Annotated in this window: 24 protein-coding genes, 1 tRNA gene and 1 pseudogene; 16 read left to right on the forward strand and 10 right to left on the reverse strand. The window is 73.2% G+C overall.

Going from position 1 to position 19247, the window contains the following annotated elements; genetic code table 11:
- Positions 1 to 37: 37 nt before the first annotated feature.
- A complete protein-coding gene (locus O7634_RS13420) occupies positions 38 to 652 on the forward strand; it encodes a MarC family protein (RefSeq protein WP_278150459.1) in 615 nt (204 codons plus the stop codon).
- 44 nt (positions 653 to 696) lie between these two features.
- The gene (locus tag O7634_RS13425; protein ID WP_278150460.1) at positions 697 to 1626 is read left to right on the forward strand and encodes a PD-(D/E)XK nuclease family protein; all 930 of its coding nucleotides are present in this window, start codon (positions 697 to 699) and stop codon (positions 1624 to 1626) included.
- 16 nt (positions 1627 to 1642) lie between these two features.
- On the opposite strand, the gene O7634_RS13430 is transcribed toward O7634_RS13425, so the two are convergent.
- Both O7634_RS13430 and O7634_RS13435 read right to left on the reverse strand, forming a co-directional pair.
- A complete protein-coding gene (locus O7634_RS13430) occupies positions 1643 to 2506 on the reverse strand; it encodes an oxygenase MpaB family protein (protein WP_278150461.1) in 864 nt (287 codons plus the stop codon).
- A 51-nt stretch (positions 2507 to 2557) separates the two neighbouring features.
- Positions 2558 to 2986: a Fur family transcriptional regulator gene (locus O7634_RS13435; RefSeq protein ID WP_278150462.1), complete on the reverse strand. Its 429-nt coding sequence runs from the start codon at positions 2984 to 2986 to the stop codon at positions 2558 to 2560.
- A 185-nt stretch (positions 2987 to 3171) separates the two neighbouring features.
- Between O7634_RS13435 and O7634_RS13440 the strand changes: the two genes are divergently transcribed.
- Positions 3172 to 3654, forward strand: a complete 483-nt coding sequence (locus O7634_RS13440) for a DUF2231 domain-containing protein (RefSeq protein ID WP_278150463.1) — start codon at positions 3172 to 3174, stop codon at positions 3652 to 3654.
- A gap of 64 nt (positions 3655 to 3718) precedes the next feature.
- Here O7634_RS13440 and O7634_RS13445 read toward each other — a convergent pair whose 3' ends face one another.
- Positions 3719 to 4288 (reverse strand): hypothetical protein, encoded by a 570-nt coding sequence (locus O7634_RS13445; protein ID WP_347404251.1) that lies wholly within the window; start codon positions 4286 to 4288, stop codon positions 3719 to 3721.
- A gap of 104 nt (positions 4289 to 4392) precedes the next feature.
- Here O7634_RS13445 and O7634_RS13450 point away from each other — a divergent pair, with 104 nt between their 5' ends.
- On the forward strand, positions 4393 to 4575 hold the full coding sequence (locus O7634_RS13450) for a hypothetical protein (RefSeq protein WP_278150464.1): 183 nt from the start codon (positions 4393 to 4395) through the stop codon (positions 4573 to 4575).
- A 249-nt stretch (positions 4576 to 4824) separates the two neighbouring features.
- On the opposite strand, the gene O7634_RS13455 is transcribed toward O7634_RS13450, so the two are convergent.
- On the reverse strand, positions 4825 to 5061 hold the full coding sequence (locus O7634_RS13455) for a hypothetical protein (RefSeq protein ID WP_278150465.1): 237 nt from the start codon (positions 5059 to 5061) through the stop codon (positions 4825 to 4827).
- Positions 5062 to 5399: 338 nt separating this feature from the next.
- Between O7634_RS13455 and O7634_RS13460 the strand changes: the two genes are divergently transcribed.
- Entirely contained in the window at positions 5400 to 5657 is a 258-nt protein-coding gene (locus O7634_RS13460) for a hypothetical protein (protein WP_278154137.1), read from the forward strand.
- A 14-nt stretch (positions 5658 to 5671) separates the two neighbouring features.
- Here O7634_RS13460 and O7634_RS31895 read toward each other — a convergent pair.
- Both O7634_RS31895 and O7634_RS13470 read right to left on the reverse strand, forming a co-directional pair.
- Positions 5672 to 5986 (reverse strand): annotated as a pseudogene (locus O7634_RS31895) (FmdB family zinc ribbon protein); the annotation flags it as partial.
- Positions 5874 to 6551 (reverse strand): 5-formyltetrahydrofolate cyclo-ligase, encoded by a 678-nt coding sequence (locus O7634_RS13470; protein ID WP_278150466.1) that lies wholly within the window; start codon positions 6549 to 6551, stop codon positions 5874 to 5876. The pseudogene O7634_RS31895 and the gene O7634_RS13470, both read right to left, overlap by 113 nt.
- Positions 6552 to 6635: 84 nt before the next feature.
- Between O7634_RS13470 and O7634_RS13475 the strand changes: the two genes are divergently transcribed.
- The 6 genes from O7634_RS13475 to O7634_RS13500 all read left to right on the forward strand — a co-directional run bounded on the left by O7634_RS13475 (position 6636) and on the right by O7634_RS13500 (position 13583).
- Positions 6636 to 9149: a diguanylate cyclase gene (locus O7634_RS13475; RefSeq protein ID WP_278150467.1), complete on the forward strand. Its 2514-nt coding sequence runs from the start codon at positions 6636 to 6638 to the stop codon at positions 9147 to 9149.
- Positions 9150 to 9158: 9 nt separating this feature from the next.
- Positions 9159 to 10121: a UTP--glucose-1-phosphate uridylyltransferase gene (locus tag O7634_RS13480; protein WP_278150468.1), complete on the forward strand. Its 963-nt coding sequence runs from the start codon at positions 9159 to 9161 to the stop codon at positions 10119 to 10121.
- Complete coding sequence (glp, locus tag O7634_RS13485; RefSeq protein ID WP_278150469.1) at positions 10118 to 11431, forward strand: gephyrin-like molybdotransferase Glp; 1314 nt, start codon at positions 10118 to 10120, stop codon at positions 11429 to 11431. Before O7634_RS13480 ends, glp begins: the two co-directional genes overlap by 4 nt.
- Positions 11432 to 11531: 100 nt before the next feature.
- Positions 11532 to 12182, forward strand: coding sequence for a GNAT family protein (locus tag O7634_RS13490; protein WP_278150470.1), 651 nt, complete (start codon positions 11532 to 11534; stop codon positions 12180 to 12182).
- Positions 12183 to 12421: 239 nt separating this feature from the next.
- Entirely contained in the window at positions 12422 to 13207 is a 786-nt protein-coding gene (locus O7634_RS13495; RefSeq protein ID WP_278150471.1) for a hypothetical protein, read from the forward strand.
- A 302-nt stretch (positions 13208 to 13509) separates the two neighbouring features.
- Positions 13510 to 13583, forward strand: a tRNA-Ala gene (locus O7634_RS13500).
- A 42-nt stretch (positions 13584 to 13625) separates the two neighbouring features.
- Here O7634_RS13500 and O7634_RS13505 read toward each other — a convergent pair.
- Positions 13626 to 13748, reverse strand: a complete 123-nt coding sequence (locus O7634_RS13505) for a hypothetical protein (RefSeq protein ID WP_278150472.1) — start codon at positions 13746 to 13748, stop codon at positions 13626 to 13628.
- A 354-nt stretch (positions 13749 to 14102) separates the two neighbouring features.
- Here O7634_RS13505 and O7634_RS13510 point away from each other — a divergent pair, with 354 nt between their 5' ends.
- Both O7634_RS13510 and O7634_RS13515 read left to right on the forward strand, forming a co-directional pair.
- Positions 14103 to 14585: a hypothetical protein gene (locus O7634_RS13510; RefSeq protein ID WP_278150473.1), complete on the forward strand. Its 483-nt coding sequence runs from the start codon at positions 14103 to 14105 to the stop codon at positions 14583 to 14585.
- Complete coding sequence (locus O7634_RS13515; protein ID WP_278150474.1) at positions 14569 to 14766, forward strand: hypothetical protein; 198 nt, start codon at positions 14569 to 14571, stop codon at positions 14764 to 14766. Before O7634_RS13510 ends, O7634_RS13515 begins: the two co-directional genes overlap by 17 nt.
- Here O7634_RS13515 and O7634_RS13520 read toward each other — a convergent pair.
- Positions 14760 to 15185 carry a nucleoside deaminase gene (locus O7634_RS13520; protein WP_278150475.1) on the reverse strand — a complete coding sequence of 142 codons (426 nt, stop codon included), beginning with the start codon at positions 15183 to 15185 and terminating at the stop codon, positions 14760 to 14762. The two genes, O7634_RS13515 and O7634_RS13520, sit on opposite strands and share 7 nt — an antisense overlap.
- Positions 15186 to 15441: 256 nt before the next feature.
- On the opposite strand from O7634_RS13520, the gene O7634_RS13525 reads away from it, so the two are divergent.
- Both O7634_RS13525 and O7634_RS13530 read left to right on the forward strand, forming a co-directional pair.
- Positions 15442 to 16527, forward strand: coding sequence for a Gfo/Idh/MocA family oxidoreductase (locus tag O7634_RS13525; protein ID WP_278150476.1), 1086 nt, complete (start codon positions 15442 to 15444; stop codon positions 16525 to 16527).
- A gap of 70 nt (positions 16528 to 16597) precedes the next feature.
- Positions 16598 to 17134: a hypothetical protein gene (locus O7634_RS13530; protein ID WP_278150477.1), complete on the forward strand. Its 537-nt coding sequence runs from the start codon at positions 16598 to 16600 to the stop codon at positions 17132 to 17134.
- Between the two features lie 48 nt (positions 17135 to 17182).
- On the opposite strand, the gene O7634_RS13535 is transcribed toward O7634_RS13530, so the two are convergent.
- Both O7634_RS13535 and O7634_RS13540 read right to left on the reverse strand, forming a co-directional pair.
- Entirely contained in the window at positions 17183 to 17983 is an 801-nt protein-coding gene (locus tag O7634_RS13535; RefSeq protein WP_278150478.1) for a DUF4352 domain-containing protein, read from the reverse strand.
- 120 nt (positions 17984 to 18103) lie between these two features.
- Positions 18104 to 18760 (reverse strand): 4'-phosphopantetheinyl transferase superfamily protein, encoded by a 657-nt coding sequence (locus O7634_RS13540; RefSeq protein WP_278150479.1) that lies wholly within the window; start codon positions 18758 to 18760, stop codon positions 18104 to 18106.
- 199 nt (positions 18761 to 18959) lie between these two features.
- On the opposite strand from O7634_RS13540, the gene O7634_RS13545 reads away from it, so the two are divergent.
- On the forward strand, positions 18960 to 19229 hold the full coding sequence (locus tag O7634_RS13545) for a hypothetical protein (RefSeq protein WP_278150480.1): 270 nt from the start codon (positions 18960 to 18962) through the stop codon (positions 19227 to 19229).
- Positions 19230 to 19247: the final 18 nt, after the last annotated feature.

Below are 19247 nucleotides of genomic sequence, written 5' to 3' on the forward strand. Positions count from 1 at the left end.
CGTATTTCGCCCCCTCGGGCGCGGCTAGGTTGATCACGTGGATCTGAAGCTGTTCGGCGAGGTTTTCGTGACCCTGCTGGTGATCACCGACCCGCCGGGCATGATGCCGATCTTCCTGGCGCTGACCGGCCCGTTGCCCGCCCGCGACCGCAACCGGGCGGCCTGGCAGGCCGTCGCGCTGGCGCTGGGCGTCATCGTGATCTTCGCGGTGGCGGGACAGACCCTGCTGGACTACCTGCACGTGGACCTGCCGGCGTTGCAGGCCGCCGGTGGGCTGCTGCTGGTCCTCGTCGCCCTGGAGCTGCTGACCGGCAAGACCGACGGCCCCAGCTCGGAGGCCACCTCGAACATCGCGCTGGTGCCGCTGGGCACCCCGCTGCTGGCCGGCCCCGGCGCCATCGTGGCGACGATGCTCTTCGTGCAGCAGGCCGACGGCCTGGGCGACTACACGGCGATCGCCCTGGCGATCCTCGCCGTGATGGTCGCCGTCTGGATCGTCCTGCGGTTCTCCGGCGGCATCGTGAAGGTCCTGCGACCGGGCGGTATCGAGGTGCTGACCAGGATCGCCGGCCTGCTGCTGGCCGCGATCGCCGTGCAGCTCATCGCCGACGCGGTGTTCGCCTTCGTCACGCACTACGTGAACATGACCTGACCGGCGTCCCCGTGTTGTCGGGGGCGGATGGCAGGATCGCAGGCGTGCGACGATCCTCATCAGCGGGACGACCGGCGGCCGGTGGTCGGGCTCCCCGGCAGCGCGCCGGCGACACCGAGCAACTCGGCTTCGAGGGCATGCCGGAGCGACTCTTCGTCTGCACCCCGAGCAAGCTCGGCGCGTACGCGGACTGTCCGCGCCGCTACCGCTACTCCTACGTCGACCGGCCGGCCCCACCCAAGGGCCCGCCGTGGGCGCACAACTCGCTCGGCGCCAGCGTGCACACCGCCCTGAAGAACTGGTATGCGTTGCCCGCCGACCGGCGGCGTCCCGAGGCGCTGGCCACTCTGCTCAAGGGCACCTGGGTCCGCGAGGGCTACCGCGACGACGAGCAGGAACGGGCCGCCTACCAGCGGGCCCTGGGCTGGCTGGAGGCGTACGTCGAGACGCTGGAGCCCGACTCCGACCCGCTCGGCGTGGAACGGGTGGTGGCGGTCAAGACCGCGGTGCTGGCGTTCAACGGTCGCGCCGACCGGATCGACTCCCGGCCCGGCCCGGATGGCCCGGAGCTGGTCATCGTCGACTACAAGACCGGCCGTACGGGGCTGGACACGGACGACGCCCGGGGCTCGCAGGCGTTGGCGCTCTACGCCTACGCGGCGGAACGGGTCTTCCGCCGGCCGTGCCGTCGGGTGGAGCTGCACCACCTACCGACCGGCACCGTCGCCGCCCACGACCACACCGTCGAGTCGCTGGCCCGGCAACTGACCCGGGCGGAGGACACGGCGCGCGACATCATGGCCGCGGAACGGGCGGTCGCGGACGGCGCCGACGCGGACGAGGCGTTCCCGGTGGCGCCCAGCCCGCGCTGCGGCTGGTGTGACTTCCGGCGACACTGCCCGGCGGGAGCGCAGACGCCCGGCAAGGAGCCCTGGGCGGCGGTGGACCGTCCGACCGAGCCGATGAACCCGTGAGCCGGGCAGGGGCGGGTCAGCCGGCGAGCGACAGCGCGGCGTGACGCGCGGCCCGCTCCTTGGCGGCCTGTAGCAACGGCCCCTCCAGATAGCGGCGGGGCACCGCGGTGAGCGCGAGCCGCAGCGCGCGTACGGTCAGGTCCGCCGAGAGCGCCGTGGTCGGCAGACCGAGGCCACCGTACATCCGGCGGGCCCACGGCGGCAGCAGCGCGAACGCGGTGCCGGCGATGCCCAGGTACGCCCAGCGCGGCGGGCCGAGCGTGAGCCCCAGCCGGACGGGCAGGCTGAGCTTCCACGGCAGCGGCGGAGCGGTGAGGAAGAGCGCCGTCTCGGCGGCCTCCCGGGTCATCCGCAACTGTGGCCGTATGTCTCGGTAGTACTCCGCGACCTCGGCGGCGGTGCCCGGCACCGTGGCCGGGTCCAGACCGACCAGGGCGGCCGACCGACGCTGCTCGGTGTAGTAGCCGTCCACCTCGTCGTCGGTGAGCGGAAGCCCGGCCCGCCGTGCCGTGTCGAGGAAGGACTCCACCTCGGTGACGTGCACCCAGCGCAGCAGGTCCGGGTCGTCGACCCGGAACTCCTCGCCGGTCAGTGGATCGGTGGCCCGCAACCGGGCGTGCAGGCGCCGTAGCCGCGCCCCGGCGGCCTCCGCCTCGGCGGTCGTCCCGTAGACGGTGGTCGCCACGTACGTCGCCGTGCGGACCAGGCGACCCCAGGCGTCGGCGCGGTAGTTGCTGTTCTGCGCGACACCGGCCATGGCCAGCGGATGCAACGCCTGAAGATAGAGCGAACGCAGGCCGGCGACGATCAGGATCGGCTCCTCGTGCACCTTCCAGGTGACCGAACCGCTTCCGAAAAGGCCGAGGTCATCGGAGTCCACCGTCCAAGAGTGCCACGGCCGGACCGACTCCGCTGGTCACCGGCCGCCCGGTCAGACGTCGGCGGAGCGGCGGGCCCGGCACGCCGGGCAGAGACCCCAGAAGGTCACCTCCGCCTCGTCGACCTCGAACCCGTGCGTGCCGTTCGGCTCCAGGCACGGGGCGCTGCCCGTGGCGCAGTCGACGTCGGCGATCTCACCGCAGCCCCGGCAGACCACGTGATGGTGGTTGTCGCCCACCCGGGCCTCGTAGCGGGCGGGACTGCCCGCCGGCTCGATCCGGCGGGACAGCCCGGCCCGGGAGAGCGCGCCCAACACGTCGTAGACCGCCTGGGTGGAGACCGAGTCGAGACGTTCGCGCACCCGCCGGCTGATCTCGTCGACCTCGAGATGGCCGCCCTCGGCCAGCACGTCGAGCACCGCGACCCGTGGCCGCGTCACGCGCAGGCCCCTTGATCGCAGCAGCTCCTCGGCGCGGGACATTTGTCAATGACAGCACGCCCGAACAGCATCGACAACCGTCGCCAGCAGCGGGTGGGCACCGTCACCGGCGGGACGACCCCGGTGAACCTGAGCGGGGCGTCGCACGTGTCTCCTGTCGAGAGCCTGGGGACGATCGGTGGACCATAAGCTGACCACCCCTGACCATGATCCACTGGGAGGGTGAGATGTTCGAGGAGATCCTGGGTCTGCCGGTACACGCCCTGGTCGTCCACGCGGTCGTCGTGTTCGTGCCGCTGCTTGCGGTGCTGGCCGTCGCATACGTGGGGCTGCCGCGCTGGCGGCGTCGGCTGGACTGGGCGCTGGGCCTCCTCGCCCTGGCCGCGCCGGTGACCGCCTACGTCGCCGTCAAGTCGGGCGAGGCGCTCACCGACGCGCTGGTCGCCCGTGGTTTCCAGGGGCCGATCCTCGACCAGATCTTCGAGCACTCCCGCTACGGCGACATCCTGTTCCGGATCGTGGTGCCGCTCGGGATCGCGGCCATCCTGCTGCTGGTGGCGACCAGTGACCACCCCCGCCTGCCACCACTGCCGGCGCTGGTCACCCCGGTGCTGGCGGTGGCAGTGGTGGCGCTCTCCATCGCCGCTCTCAGCTACGTCTACCTCACCGGCCACAGCGGCGCGACGGCCGTCTGGGGCAACACCCTCTGACCGGTCGCCCTCTGACCGGTCGCCCGCGGGGCGTCCGCCGGGTGGGCCGCCGACAGTCGCGGGGTCAGAAGACGACCCGCGAGCAGAGCAGGCAGAGCAGCACCAGCAACACCACGCCGGCGGCCGCGCCGAAACCGTAGGTGACCCGCTGTGACCGCTGCTCGGCGGCGTCCAGGTCGGCCATGTCCTGCGCCGGCAGCGGTCGCGGCGGCGCCGGCTGCAGGTGTACGGGCGGGCGCCAACCGGCCGGCGGCGGCACGCTCGGCGGCGGGCCGGCGTAACCGGTCGGCGTGGTGCCGGCGTACGCGCTGCCCGGAGGGCCGGCGTATGCGGTCGGCGGGTCGGTCGGTCCTGGCGGTGGTGGGTTGGTGGGTTCGGTGGTTGGTGGGTCGGTCGGTCCTGGCGGTGGTGGGTTGACCGGTGCGGCAGGTGCCGGGCTGGGCTGCCCGGCCTCTGGCGGACCGGCGGGCCCGGTCGGCACTTGGCTGGGCTGGGTGGCCGGTGGTGGGCTCGTGGGCCCGGTCGGCGGCGCGGTGGCGGGCGCGGCCGGCGGTTGGCTCGCCGGGCCGTCATCGGTGCCAGGGCGTCGCCAGTAGTCGTCGTCCGGGGTGCTGCCACCGCTGGGGGTCGTCACGTTGTCCGACGCTACCAACGCGGCTGGCGGCCCGGTCGTTTCTGGCCGGCGTGCCATCGTCGATGTCCCGTACGCGCTCGCCGGCTGCGCTAGTCTTGCCGCTCGTGAGCATCGACGACCCCGGCGTGCAGGGCGTGCGTGGCGACGACGACCGCACCGTGGACCTGAGCGAGGACTTCGTGGTGCTGCCCGAGCAGACCTCGGACGACACCGACCGCGGCTGGGGCGAGCGCTCGGGCGGAAACGACGACTGGCTACTCGCCGAACGACCGCCGCACTGGGACTGACCTCGACAGCACCGCGACGCCCGGGTGCTGATCCACGCCCCGGACCTCGGCGCGCCCTCGCGCCGGGCCTGGTTCGGCCGGCCGTCGGGTGGTAGTTGATCCCGCCTGCCCTCGGCGGTGAGCCCGACCCGGCAGTCCGTCGCGCTGGTTGTCTGGGCGCCCTTGGCGCCCTGGCGTCCCGCCGGCCGGGGCGTCCCACCCGTCGAGGGGGTCGCTCCTGCCGGAGCGGGTCGTCCGGAACTCGTCGACCTATCGGGCCGAGACGTCCGCCCCGGTCGGCGCCCGCGTGGGCACCGTCGTCGGTGGGCAGCCGGGCGGGGTGTGCAGTACGGCGGCGGCCAGTCCCAGCAGCGCGGCGACCAGGCTGGCCCGGAGCAGTGTGCGCCCGCCGGGCGGTGTCAGTCGGCGCAGCGGCCGAAGCGCCCGCGTGGAATCCCGATCGCCCATCACCTTCGCCGCCTCCCGTCGCCGGGCATCGAGCGACACCAATCGGCGCAGGCTAAGCGACCTTGGCCCAGGCAGGCTGGCCGACGGCGGGCACCTGTGGACAGCCGGTGGGCCTGTGGACAACGCCCGTCCACCGGCTCGCTCTGCTATGACGCCGGCTGGACCGGTGACGCCGGCCTTGATCGACTCGAGTTCAAGGAAACCGGGCTCTCCGACCCCGCGGGAGGGGCCGATTTTCAGGGAGTCGAGTGGATCAAGCCTCGGTGGCGGCGGGTCGGTCGGACGGGGCCGGAGGGTGGGCTTTCCGGCCCGGCGGGATGGGCCGACTTTCAGGAAGCTGAGTGGATCAAGGCCCGACCGGGTGCGCCGGCCGGGCCTTGATCTCTGCTCAGGAGGCGGAGCTTGTCGCCGCCGTCTTGCTGCCGCTCGACCCGCCCGAGGACGAGCCGCTCGACCCGCCCGAGGACGACCCCGACGAGGAGCCCGCCGAGGACGACCCGGAGGAGCCGGACGACGAGGACGACCCGGACGACGAGGACGAGCTGTCACCCGAGGACGATTCGGACTTCGCCGTCTTGCTGGCCGTGCCACCGGCGTTGCTCTCCGAGCCGGACGCCCGCGAGTCGGTGCGGTAGAAGCCCGAACCCTTGAAGACGATGCCGACCGAGTTGAAGACCTTGCGCAGCCGCCCCTGACACGCCGGGCACTCGGTCAACGGCTCGTCAGAGAAGGACTGCACCGCCTCGAGCTGCTGACCGCACGTGGTGCAGGCGTACTGGTACGTGGGCACGTTCTCCTCCGGATCTGGCTCGGCCAGTTGGCACTCGACGTATTCGAGTGCCAATGGTGCGTCATTCGCCCCGGGTTCGTCCAGCGGACGTGTGGGGCGCGACACCTTGCGCCGTACCCGGGCCGTTGTCAAGCGTACGCATCCCGTCGGCCGGCGTGACGACTGCGCGCACACGCCTGTCGTGCGGTTCCGCCGGCAGCGCCTCGACCAGCTCGCCGTCGTGCAGCGGGACCACGGTCACCGTCGCCTCGGGCACCCGGGCGAGCGCCCGGTCGTACGAGCCGCCGCCGCGCCCGAGCCGCCGTCCGTGGCGGTCGACGGCGAGGGCCGGTACGACCACCAGGTCCGCCTGCGCCACGGCGGCCACCCCGAGACGGTCGCCGGTGGGTTCCCGGATACCCCGGCCCGCGGCGATCAGGGTGGACGGACCGGTGTACGCCGCCCAGTCCAGATCGTTGTCGGCGAGGAGCACGGGCAGCAGCAGCTCGGCGTCGGCCGGTAACGCCGCCCGCAGCACCTCGGGGAGGTCGGCCCCGCCCGGTTCGGAGCCGACCGGCACGTACGCGGTCATCCGGCATGGGCGCAGCCGGCGTACCAGGGAAACCAGCTCGGCCTGGACGCGCCCGGCGGCGGCCGCCCGGCTGGCGGCCGGCAGCGACCGGCGGCGGGCGAGCAGCTCGACGCGCGCGTCCCGCTTCGCCGTTCGGGTCACTTCCGCTTCATCAGAAAATTCCGGCACGCAACACTCCTGACGCAACGCCTCTCTCACGGTTGCTCTGTGTCAGCATCGCAAGCGACGGAGGCGGAACTTCCGGGGGGACGAGTGACGCTACGCGGGCGCTTGACGGCAGCCTTCCTCGTGGTGGTGCTCGGGCCGGTCCTGCTCGGCGCGCTCTTCGTGGTCTCCATCGTCGGGTCGGTCGACCGCAGCCGGTCCACCGAGCGTCTGGCCGTGGCGGCGTCCACGGTGCGGACCTCGCTCGACGCGCTCTGCCAGCAGCTACGGGCCACCGCCGACGCGGTGGCGCTCACCGCCGAGCCGGCCGTCGTCGCCGCCCAACTGGTCGACAGGGGTCTGGCCGCCGCGGTGTCGATCAGGGACGTGACCGGCCAGGTCACCTACGTCTCGCCGGACGCGCCGTCGACACCGTGGCGCGACTGCGCCGCCCCGACGAGCGCCGGCACCCCCAGCGAGACCAGCGACCCCACGGCCAGCAGCCCGACGAACGGCCCGACCCCGACCGCCGACCCGATCCCGACCAACGACCCGACCCCGACCAACGACGGGGCCGACGACCCGACCAACCCGGTCGGCGCGCTGGCCGCCCGGGTCGACCTGCGCGACCGCGCCGGCATCCGGCTGGGCACGGTGACCGCCGCGCAACGGGTCGACCCGGCCTTCGTGGCGCGGCTGGCGGCCGTGACCGGGGTGGCGGTCACCCTGCTGGACAGCGGTGTCGGCGACGCGCGGGTCACCCACACGACGGAGTCCCGCGAGGTACGCGACGCGGTGCTGGCCGCCGCCGGCACCGTCCGGGGTGAGCAGGTCACCGAGACCCGCCAGGGCCGGTACGTGCGCCGGATCGGGCCGACCGAGGCGTTGCCGCTGCCGCTGGTGCTCTCGGTGCCCGGCGAGCGGCCAGCGGGGCTGCACGCCACGCTGGTCGGTGTGGTGGTGCTGGCCGGGGTGCTGGCCGTGCTGACCGCGTCGCGGCTGGCCCGGGTGACCACCCGGCCGCTGGTGGAGTTGGCCGGCGCGGTCGACCGGGTGGCGCAGGGCGACCTGACCGCCCGGGTGCCGGTGCGCGGGCGTGACGAGCTGGGTCGACTGGCTGTCGCGTTCAACCGGATGACCCGGGAGACCGGGGCCTACGTCGCGGCCTTGACGAGCAACCGGGACCAGCTCCGCGGGCACCTCGCGGTGCTCGGCGACACCCTGGCGAGCACGCACGACCTGCAACGCATCCTGCGGGTGATCCTGCGCAGCGCCATCGGCGCGACCGGCGCGCGGGCCGGCGCCGTGCTGCTGGTGGAGAGCGGCGGGGTGCTGGTCGCCCAGTGCACAGAGGGTCTGGACGGGCGCTGGCCGGAGGAGGACGCGGACGGCGCGCACACGCTCCGGGTGCCGGTGGGCGTCGGCGTGGTCGGCGCGGTCGCCGCCACCGGTGAGCCGCGTCGGGGCAGGGCGGAGCCGGCCGGGACGCTGTCGGGCGAGCCGCGCTGCCGCACCTACGTCGCCGTTCCGTTCGCCGCCCCCGGCAGCGCGGCCCCGACCACCGGCAGCGCCATACCGGGAGCCCGTAACGGGGCCCCCGACAGCAGCAGTGGCGCACCGCCGATCCCTGCGGAGGAGACCGGCGCGGCGGCGCTCGGCGTGTTGGCGCTCTACGACCGGCTGGGCGCCGACGAGTTCGACGACGACGACCTGGCCACCCTGCGCACGTTCGCCGGACACGCGGCGGTGGCGGTGGACAACGTCAGGGTGCACGAGGAGGCGCAACGCCTCTCCCTCACCGACCCGCTCACCGGGCTGTGGAACTACCGCTACCTGCGCGAGTCGATCCGGCGAGAGGTGGAGCGGGCCAGCCGCTTCGGCCGGATGCTCAGCGTCCTCGCCCTCGACCTCGACCGGTTCAAGACCGTCAACGACACGTACGGGCACGCGGCCGGGGACACCGTGCTGGCCGAGTTCGCCAGGCGGATGCGCGCCGAGATCCGCGAGGTCGACCTGGCCTTCCGGCAGGGTGGCGAGGAGTTCGTGCTGCTGCTGCCGGAGACCGACGCGCGGGGCGCGGCGATCGTCGCCGAGCGGCTCGGCGCGGCGGTCCGCGACACGCCGATCGCCGTCGAGGGGTACGCCGGCCCGGTCGTGGTGACGGTGTCGGTGGGCATCGCCGTCTACCCGGACAACGGCAGCACCGGGCGGGAGGTGCTGGAGGCCGCCGACGACGCGCTCTACGAGGCCAAGGCCGCCGGTCGGGACACCTACCGGTTGGCCGAGGCGCGCGCGGAGCCGCCGACCCAGGAGACAGCGGACCTGCCGACCCGGGAGATACCGGTGCTCGCGTGCGCGGCGACGCCACCCGACGGGCTGCCGCGCGCCGGCCAGCCCGTGCCGGTCATCCGGGAGCCGGGCGGGCCCGCCCGGTCGGAGCCGACCGCGGGCGTACCGGAGTCGTCGCCGGCGGGGTCGGCGCAGGCCCGGCCGGAGGCGGCCGGCGACCCGGCGGACAGCGCGACCGGCGGGGCCCGGGCCGGCCCGGACCCGACACGGCCGGGGTCGCCCGGCGGCGCGTCTTCTGGGCCACACCCGCCGCGGCAGAGCCGTGGCCGATAGTCTCGCGGCATGTCGGAGCACTCAGCGAACCCCTCATCGACGGTCGCCGCAACCGGCCGTCCCCTCGCGGTCAAGGCCGTCATCCCGGCCGCCGGACTGGCCACCCGGTTCCTGCCGGCCACCAAGGCGGTGCCCAAGGAACTGCTGCCGGTGGTGGACCGGCCGGTGTTGCAGTACATCGTCGAGGAGGCCACCCAGGCCGGCATCGGTGACGTGTTGCTGATCACCGGACGGGGTAAGACGTCGATGGTGGACCACTTCGACCGGCGCCCGGACCTGGAGAGCAGGTTGGCGGAGAAGGGCGACTCGGAGCGGCTGGCCGCGGTGCGTCGGCCCAGCGAACTGGCCGAGGTCTACACGGTGCGCCAGCCCGAGCAGCTCGGTCTCGGCCACGCCGTCGGGTATGCCGAGTCGCACGTCGGCGACCAACCGTTCGCGGTGCTGCTCGGCGACGAGTTCGTCAAGCCGTCCGAGCCGCTGCTGCCGGCGATGATCGAGTTGCAGGCCCGCACCGGTGGCGTGGTGCTCGCCTTCTTCGAGGTCGACCCGGCCGAGACCAAGCGGTACGGGATCGCCTCCGTCGAGCCGGCCGAGTCGGAGCTGACCGACATCGGCGAGGTCGTCAAGGTGACCGGGATGGTGGAGAAGCCCCAACCGGAGGATGCGCCGAGCAACCTCGCGGTGCTCGGGCGCTACGTGCTGCCCGGCAGGATCTTCGACGCGATCCGGCGGACCAAGCCGGGCAGCGGCGGGGAGATCCAGCTGACCGACGCGATGGAGCTGCTGCGTACCGAGGGCACCCCGGTGCACGCGATCGTCTACCGAGGCACCCGCTACGACACCGGCATGCCGCTGGGTTACCTCCAGACCGTGGTGCAGATCGCCGCCGAGCGCGACGACCTGGGCACCGAGTTCCGCTCCTGGCTGGCCGACTTCGTCAAGGCCGACACGGCAGGCGGATCTGGTACATGACCGCGACGGCCGACGCCGAGGCGGCCGCGAACGAGTTGACGCCGCTCGCCGACTACCTGGGCAGCGTGCTGCGCAGGTTGCGCGCGCTGCCGCCACTCGACCTCGACCTCACCCAGGCGCACGGCAACGTCCTCGCCGAGGACGTCGTCGCGCCGCACGCCTTCCCGGCCTTCGACCAGGCGGCCGTGGACGGCTACGCCGCACGCTGGGAGGACATATCCGGAGGGGGCCGGGGCCCGAGCTACGTCCCGGCCCCCTCCGGCACTCGCGGGGGCCGGAGCATCCGGCTCAACGTGGTCGGCGACCTCGGGGCCGCGAGCTGGCGGCCGGTGCGGCTGACCCCGGGCTCGTGCTTCTCGGTCGCCGCCGGAGCGCCGCTGCCGGTCGCCGCCGACGTGGTGGTTCCGGTGGAGTGGACCGACCAGGGCATGGCCGCCGTGGAGATCTTCCGCACCCCCAAGCGGGGGTACGGGGTACGCCGGGCCGGTGCGGAGTTGCCCGCCGGTGCGCTGCTCGCCCGTGCCGGCACGTACGTGTCCCCGGCCCTGGTCGCGGTGTTCGCGGCGACCGGCATCGGCCACGTGGTGGTCCGGCCGAGCCCTCGGGTGGTCATCGTGGCCACCGGTGACGAACTCGTCGACGTGGGCCGGGGAAGCCAGCCCGGTCAGGTGGTGGACGCCAACTCGCACGCGCTGACCGCCGCCGCCGCCGAGGTGGGCGCGCTGGCGTACCGGGTGGGCATCTGCGACGACGACCCGGAGGGGCTGCGCGGGCTGCTGGAGGATCAGACGCTGCGGGCCGACCTGATCATCACCACCGGCGGCACCGGCACCGGCCCCGGGGACATGGTGCGTCGCATCCTCTCCCGCCGCGACGGCGGGCGCGCCGGTCCTGTCACGTTCACCGACGTGGCGCTCTATCCCGGCGCCGCGCTCGGGTTCGGCACCGTCGGCGCCGAGGAGGTGCCGGTGGTCTGCCTGCCCGGCGATCCGGGCGCCGCGCTGATCGGTTTCGAGGTGCTGGCCCGTCCCGCCATCCAACTGCTCGCCGGCGCCGAGCCGGTGTTCCGCCCCAGTGTGCGGGCGCACCTGCTGGAGACCGTGTCGTCCCCGGCGGGGCTGCGGGAATTCCGGCCGGCGCACGTCGCCGAGCGGCGCGGGGGCGGATACACGGTCCAGCCGCTCAGCGGCGGGCCGTTCACCCTCTCCGGGCTCGCCGAGGCCAACGGGCTGCTGGTGCTCGGCGAGCGGGTCACCACCGCGGCGGCCGGCTCCACAGTGGACGTTCTGCTGCTCGACCGCCGCCGGTGACGGCCCGCTCCGGTGCCGCAGGAGACCACCTCCGCGCCGTGGCGGCCGGGGTGGTGGGTCCACTTGCGCGCGGTACGGTCCCGCGCGGGAGACTGTCCCGGTGAGTCTCTTCGGACCCGCGCGGTCACCGGGTTGGCCGGTGGAGTTGGCGGACGGCCCGGTGCTGCTGCGGCCCTACCGGCGCTCCGACGCGGCGGCCTGGTCGCAGGTGCGCCGTGCCAACCAGGCCTGGCTGGCGCCGTGGGAGTCGTCGCTGCCCGGCGGATGGGACGAGCTGAACTCGCCGGCCGCGTTCCGCTGGGTGCACCGTGACCAGCGCCGTTCGGCCCGGGAGGGTGAGGGTATGCCGTTCGCGGTGTGCCTGCGCGAGGCCGACCGGGACCGGTTGGTCGGGCACCTGAATGTGGGCAGCATCGTGCGACGGGCGCTCTGCTCGGGTTATGTCGGCTACTGGGTGGACGCCCGCGTCGCCGGCCAGGGGGTGATTCCGACCGCGCTCGCGCTCGCCGTGGACCACGCGTTCGGGCCGGGTGGGCTGCACCGGGTGGAGGTCAACATCCGCCCGGAGAATCGTCCGTCCCGGCGGGTGGTGGAGAAGCTGGGCTTCCGCGAGGAGTCGTACCACGTGCGCTACATGCACATCGACGGCGCCTGGCGGGACCACATCGGATACGCGATGACCAGCGAGGAGATCGCGGCCGAGGGCGGCCTGTTGGCCCGCTGGCACCGGGTGCGCGCCGGTGCGCGGTAGGAGGCCGCCGGGAGGTCCCCGGTGCCGCAGCGGACGTGGCGGAGATTCCGACCCCGTCCCGGTCGTCCCACGGACGGGATCGGCGCGGCGCGGTGGCATCCCGGTCGGCGCACCGTAACCTCAAGTAACTGCAAGCTGCGGCAAGCGCTCTACCGGCCGGATGATCCACGCACCTGGGCGTGATCGATGGAAGATCCTGCGGTGGGAGAGCGATTGCTTCGAATTCGGCGACGGGAGGGGTGAGGGTGCCGACCTCGGTGCTCCTCGCCGTCCTCGCCGCCGCCGGCCTGCTCGCCCTGGCCCCGGCGCTGGTTCGTCGGTACGACGCCACCGAGCGGCTGGTGGCGGAGCGGGCGCAGTCGACGGCGCGGGTGCTCCAGCGCCGCCGACGGCGGCGCACTGTGCCGGGACGGCGACCGCTCCACCCGCCGCGCTCGCTGGTCGTCACCCTCAGTGAAGACGCGACTACCGGAGCGCTCGCGCCGCCGGTCTCCGCGCCGCCCGCCGCCCGCCGCTCCGGTCGGCTGCGCGCGGTGCCCCCCGCTCCGAGGCGGTCGCGCCGCCGCCGCCCGCCGCCCCGGCGGCAGCACACCCCCGCCGTGTACCGGCGACGTCGGGTGCTCGCCGCGCTGCTGCTGCTCAACGTCGTCGAGCTGATCGGCGTGCTGTTCGTCAGCCCCGGCTTCTGGGTCGGCTTCGGGGTCACCTTCCTGCTCCTCGCCCTGTACGTCGTACACCTGCGCCGCCGCGCCCTCGCCGGCCGCCGGCGCCGCCGCGCCCGGGCCCGCGAGGCCGCCTGGCTGGCTGCCCGCCAGGCCGAGGTGCGCCGGGAGCAGGCCCGTCGCGCGGCGGCCCGCCGCGAGGCCCAGCGCCGCCTTGCCGCCCAGCGTGAGGGGGTACGCAGAGCCGCCATGGGCCTGGACCGGCCGGGCGACCTGCCGGCCGCGGTGAACGGTGGCTCGGTGTCGTACCGGCGCGCCGGTGGTCTGCGCGGCCGCCCCTACGAGGCCGGCCGCGGCGCCTGAGCGCGCCGCCGGCCGGTGTCGCGGTTTTGATCGACTCGGGTTCCTGAAAGGCGGGTGATCGCGGCGTTGATCGACTCGGGTTGCAGAAAGGGGGTGATCGCGGCGTTGATCGACTCGGGTTGCAGGAAGGCGGGTGATCGCGGCGTCCGCAATAGCCCGGTTTCGTGAAACCCGAGTCGATCTTCGGGCAGGTCGCAGCGCCGCGCGGGGGGCGGATTCGCGGTGGAGGCAGGCGACCTGTTAGCCTTGCTGCCGGCCCGCCCGGTGACAGCCGGGTGGGACCGAAGCCGGTTCGCCGGTGGGGGGCTGTGGCGCAGACTGGTAGCGCACCTCGTTCGCATCGAGGGGGTCAGGGGTTCAAATCCCCTCAGCTCCACCCAGTTCGAAGGCCGTTTCCCGTGGTGGGAGACGGCCTTTCTCAATGCAGCGGTGTGGGGTGCATCGTGAGGTAGATCAGCCCCTGCTCCTCGTGGACCGTGCAGCTCAGTTCGTAGCGCTCGGCAGCGCCGATGTGGAAGACGAGAGTGACCCGATCCGGCACGAATCTCTCTGAGCCGTTGACTCCGGCAGGGCGACGAGGTCGATCGCTACCGAACGCGTCACCTCGGGAGCGGACTCAAGGCGTAGCCACTCCGTGAAGCCGGACGCTTCCCCGATCCAGCAACGCTCCAGGTACTCCCAGCCGCGAAGCTGCTCAAGGTGCTCCGCTGCCAGGAAGTCGGCGAGGCGAAGCCGCCCGAAGGCGTCATGCGACATCCCGAAGGGCTCCAACCCGACGCTCCTTGAGTCGATTGGGACTCGTGACCCTACCGCGGCTCAGCGCAACTGCTTGGCGAGCCGGGTGCGACGGATGCCAGACTTCCCTCGGTTGACGACTGCGACAGGGGGAGCGGCAGTGCGGTACGTCAGTGTCGAACGGACCAACCACGGCGTGGCGCTGGACCCCGAGGCATATCTACTGGAGTTGCCGTCACTTGCCGAGTCGTTGCCCGAGGGAGCGGGCAGGTTCGCCACTGACCCGGACCACTACGACTTCTTCGGTCAGCGGTGCGTCAAGGACCTGAAGCCCGCGCGACTGACGTCCGGGGAGACGGACGGTGGCCGCTGGCTTGAGCTGTACCTGCGGCACAACTGTTGGAAGCACGAGGAGGACCTGACGATCCGCTACAGCGGCGTCCGGAGCCTGACGATTGAGCCGGACGACCAGGGTCTGGGCGTGGTCCACCTCCAGGACGTGATGCTGGACGAGGTGCTGCCGCACGAGCACGGGTGCCAACACGAGATCGTCTGTCTCTCCGGCAGGCTGATCGTGACGAGCCGGGACCTGGCGGCGGCCTGGCGCTACGCCGACTGCGCGGAGCGTGCCCCGACTCAGTGAGACGGCGCGGATGTGCCGGGTCGCCCTGCGGCGATCGATGTCGGTGCGCCGAGGTGTGCTCATCCGCGGCACCGCCTACCACGTCAGCCAGTTCGCCGACCCGGTCCGCTTCCAGCGGCTCGACCACCCCTACCTGACCTGGTCGCTGGCGAGGCGAGAGCGGTCGAGCCCGGCTCAGTAGTGGTCGTCGATCGGCCGGCGGGCCTCGTCGAACAGCGCGGGGCCCTCGTAACGCACCGGGGGCAGCGCCGGGGTGGCCGGCTTGACCTCCTCGAACTGCTCGGCGGAGAGGGCGTACACCACCCGGCCGAGGCCGGAGCGGTCGATCGCGTAGGCGCACATCGGGCAGGGCTGGCAACTCGTGTACATGGTGGTGCGGGCGGCGACGTCCGGGGCGAGTTCGCGGGCCGCCCAGCGGGCCAGCTTCAGCTCCGGGTGGGCGGTGACGTCCGAGTCGGAGACCACGGTGTTGTGGTCCTCGATCAGGACGGTGCCGTCCGCGGCGGCGAGCAACGACCCGAACGGCCGTTCGCCGGCTGCTCCGGCCTCGTCCGCGATGGCCACGGCACGCCGCAGCAGCCTCTCGTCGTCGGACGTCATCGGGCCTCCTGGTTCCTGGTGTACGCGGCCACTGCCGCGAGGGTCCGCCACGCGCGTTCCGGCTGGCGGATCTCGGTCAGGTCGTCGCTGGCGGCCCAGGCGTCCCGCATGGCGCGCAGCGGATGCCGGTGCCCGGGGCGAAGTTGGGCACGTTCACGCCAATCTGCACGGGACCGAGGCTAGTCAGTGTGGATCACGTTGGGAACATCATTTTCTGCGTAACGGCTAGCATCCGGGCTCGACGTGAGGAGAGCCAGTGGATTCCACACCGCAGACCCGGTTCGGCCTGATCGGCAGTGGCTGGCGGGGTGAGTTCTTCCTCCGCCTGGCCCGGTCGCTGCCGGAGCGGTTCCGGGCGACCGGGGTGGTGACGCGTACCGAGGCGCGCGGTGCCGAGGTGTCGGCCAAGTGGGGCGTGCCGTCCTTCCGCACGGCGGCCGAGCTGCTCGCCCACGAGCGGCCGGACTTCGTGATCGTGTCGGTGCCCTGGCCGGTGACCCCGGACGCGACCCGTGAGCTGGTCGCGGCGGGCGTACCGGTGCTGGCCGAGACGCCGCCCGCGCCCGACCTGGCGGGGCTGCGGGCACTGTGGTCCGACGTGGGCGGCAGCGGTCTGGTGCAGGTCGCCGAGCAGTACCTGCTGATGCCGGGCCACGCCGCCCGGCTGGCGCTGGTCCGCGCGGGGGTGCTCGGTGAGCCGACCTCGGTGCAGATCTCGTCGACCCACCTCTACCACGCGGTCTCGCTGATCCGTGGCCTGCTCGGTGTCGGGTACGACGCCGCCGAGGTGAACGCGCGCGCCTTCGTCGCGCCGCTGGCCAACCCGCTGTCGCCGGCCGGCTGGAGTGGCGACGACACCCCGCAGCAGATGTCCACCACCCTCGCCACCATCGACTTCGGCGGGCGGATGGGCCTGTACGACTTCACCGACAACCAGTGGTGGAATCCGCTGCGCGGCCGCCGGCTCGTGGTCCGGGGCTCGCGCGGTGAGCTGGTGGACGACAGCGTCGTCCGGCTGGTCGACCCGACCACGCCGGTGGAGTCGTCCCTCATTCGGCGACAGACGGGTCTGGACCTCAATCTGGAAGGGCTCGACCTGAAGCACATCAGCTTCGACGGCGAGGTCGTCTACCGGAACCCGTTCGTCGGCAGTGGGATGTCCGACGACGACATCGCGGTGGCTGACATCCTGGTCCGCGCCGGCGCGTGGGCGCGGGACGAGGGACCCGCGCCGTACCCGCTGGCCGAGGCCTGCCAGGACCATCTGATCAGCGTCGCCATCGAGGAGTCGGTACGCACCGGAGCGCCGGTGGTCACCACCAGGCAGGCGTGGGCGGGGTAGCCCTCGGCGCACCGTCGGCGGCCGAAATCGCGCTTCCACCACGCCTGCCGAAATCCATACGCTCGTGCCCATGACGGGGATGGAAGCGACCTGGCCCAGGCATCGGCTCTGGCGCTGGGGATTGATCGGGTTGGTGGTCGTCGCGGTGGCGGTGGCGCTCTATCCACCGGCGCACTTCTGGGGGCCACGGCCCTACCGGCATCCGGACGGCCTCTTCGGCGCGACCCGGGGCGACTTCGAGGACGACATTCTGCCGCACTACCAGGTCAGCCTGCCGTGTGATGTGGACGGTCTCCGGTACGCCAACACCGAGGACGTGACCGGGCCGATGGGCGAGCTGTACCTGCGCTTCCGCACGTCGCCGGGGTGCCTGGACCGGATCCTGGGCGGCTGGGCGGCGGACCCGGCGCAGCCGGCGACGATGGCGCCCACCGACCCCGGGTTCCCGATGCCGGCCTCGGCCATCCCGGACACCGTCGGATGGCGCTTCGAGGCGGATTCGTACCAGGTGTACCGGCGCGCCGGGGACGTCGTGACGGGGTCGGTGGTGGCGCTGCGTGACGGCAGGCGGGTGACCGTCCACCTCATCGCCCGGTACGCGCACTGACGCGGCGGTCCCGTCGGGGTCGGGTGGGTCCACCCGACCCCGGGGACGTCACGGCTTCCAGGAGCCGGCGGTCGTGGACCGGTGCCGGTACTCCAGCGCGCCGGCCGTGTCGGGCACGTCGAAGACCACGCTGCCGGTGCGCCGGGCGCCGGCGGTCAGGCTCTTGGTGGCGGGCATCGGCTTGCCGCAGCCGGAGGAGGCCGCGCCGGTGGCCCTGGTCCTGGTGCCGTCGGTGGCGACCCACTGGAACGCGGTCGGGGTCGCCGGGGCGGTCCCCTTGGTGACCTCCACCGTGACGTCGGCGATCAGGTACACGCCCTCGTCGGGCTTGTCGCCGGAGGACCTGCAGGGTTTGGTGGCGCTGCGGAACTTCGTCACGGTGATCTCGATGGTGCCCTCGTCGCCGTTCACGACGAGGGTGTCGCCGGGCGACAGGTCACGGCCGTCGTGGCTGGCCGGTGGTGGCGTCGACGGGCGGGTGTTGGACCGGGCCGGCCCGACGGCCAGGGTCGGGTCGGGGTCGGGCAGCGCCTCGCTGACAGTGGTCGGGGCCGGGTGCGCGCTCAGCACGACCGCCACGATGGCGCCGGCGCTGGCGAGCAGGGTGAGGACGGCCGCGCTGACCGCGACCGCCACCGTCCGCCTGGCGTTGCTGGCCTCCGCCGGCTGCGGTGCGCTGATCGGACGGCCCACGGAACCGGGCACCCGATCGCCGCCGCCGGTGTCCGGGAACCCCTCCGCTGTCGCGTACGCCGCGCCCGAGAACGGCGGGTGCGGTGTCGTCGTGAGTGGACCGGTCGACGGTTGCTGGAGGTCCTGCGGCCCGGCGGAGGGCTGGGGGTGGGTCACCGTACTCCTTGACGCCTCAATACGTGCGGTGCGGGAACCAGTCGACGTTACCGTGGGTGGCGGACCGGCCGTTCGCCGCGCCCGTGGGCGCCCACCATCGACGCGGATGCGGGGGACAGGTCACCGAGGCGTCAGCGCCGCCGCGGTGCGGACCAGCCCGTCGGTGACCACGAACCGGCCGGTGATCGACGCCGGTGGGTCCTCGATCACCGCGGCGTCCACCCGGGCCGGTGCGATCGAAGCGGTGAACGTGCCGCTGTCCGGGTCGAGTCGCAGGAGGGCGTCGTGAAAGCCCAGCCAGCTCTCGACGAGCGGGTACCACACCTTGTAGACGGTTTCCTTCGCACTGAACACGACGATCGGCCAGTGGACCCCGCCCGGTAGCCGTGCGCAGTCGGCCTCCTCCTCGGGCAGCAGCACGAGTCGGCGTACCCCCGGATTGATCTCGCGGTGCTGCTCGGCGTCCATCCCGACGGACCGGATGTGGGTGGTGTGCGCCGCGGCGGCGGCGCAGTAGCCGGTGGTGTGGGTGATCGCACCGACCACGCCGGCCGGCCAGACCGGCGCGCGGTCGGCGGCGGCCGGCACGGCGGTCGGCGGCAGGCCGAGGTCGGTCAGCGCCCGGCGGGCGCAGGCCCGGCCCGCGGTGAAGTCCCGCCGACGGGTCTGCGCGGCCCGCTCGCCGAGACATGCCTGCTCAGCGGGGAGCAACTCGCCGGTCCAGTCGGCCGGCCCGGCGACGGCCACCGCGACCGTCGGCGGCAGCAGGTCACGCATCGTGTCGAGCTACCGGCCGGTAGGAATGGCGCATGCGGTCAACCGTCAACTTTCCGACTCTCACGACCGGTGAAAGTACCGCAAAGATGTAACACCGGAGGGACGCGTAGCGCTCTCCCTGATGGCTCCGGGGGGACCACCATCAACACTGGCCGGCACGGCAGTCGGCAGTCCCGAGGACTATCTGGAAGGACGTGCGATGACCGATGGTGCGGAACGGTCGGGCGTGCTGGCTGACGACCACGCCCCGAAGACCCCCTGCTGGAGCTGTGGCTCCTGCGGTGACGAGTGGCCGTGCGCGACGAAGCGCACCCGGCTGCTGGCGGAGTATGGCGGTGACCGGGCGATGCTCAGCGTCTACCTGGGCTCCTGCCTGGCGGCCGCCACCGAGGATCTGCGTGCCGCACCGGTGATGTCGCTCCAGAACCGCTTCATCGGCTGGTTGCCCCGCGGCTCCCGGCGCGCCTGAACGGTTGGTGGCCCCACC

The organism is Micromonospora sp. WMMD1120, from assembly GCF_029626235.1.
Classification (GTDB): Bacteria; Actinomycetota; Actinomycetes; order Mycobacteriales; family Micromonosporaceae; genus Micromonospora.

Coding starts and splice junctions, on each gene's coding strand:
- O7634_RS13530 (WP_278150477.1), top strand. CDS start 16,598: ATGACGGGGATGGAAGCGACCTGGCCCAGGCATCGGCTCTGGCGCTGG.
- O7634_RS13435 (WP_278150462.1), bottom strand. CDS start 2,986: ATGTCCCGCGCCGAGGAGCTGCTGCGATCAAGGGGCCTGCGCGTGACG.
- O7634_RS13540 (WP_278150479.1), bottom strand. CDS start 18,760: ATGCGTGACCTGCTGCCGCCGACGGTCGCGGTGGCCGTCGCCGGGCCG.
- O7634_RS13480 (WP_278150468.1), top strand. CDS start 9,159: ATGTCGGAGCACTCAGCGAACCCCTCATCGACGGTCGCCGCAACCGGC.
- O7634_RS13520 (WP_278150475.1), bottom strand. CDS start 15,185: ATGACGTCCGACGACGAGAGGCTGCTGCGGCGTGCCGTGGCCATCGCG.
- glp (WP_278150469.1), top strand. CDS start 10,118: ATGACCGCGACGGCCGACGCCGAGGCGGCCGCGAACGAGTTGACGCCG.
- O7634_RS13440 (WP_278150463.1), top strand. CDS start 3,172: ATGTTCGAGGAGATCCTGGGTCTGCCGGTACACGCCCTGGTCGTCCAC.
- O7634_RS13545 (WP_278150480.1), top strand. CDS start 18,960: ATGACCGATGGTGCGGAACGGTCGGGCGTGCTGGCTGACGACCACGCC.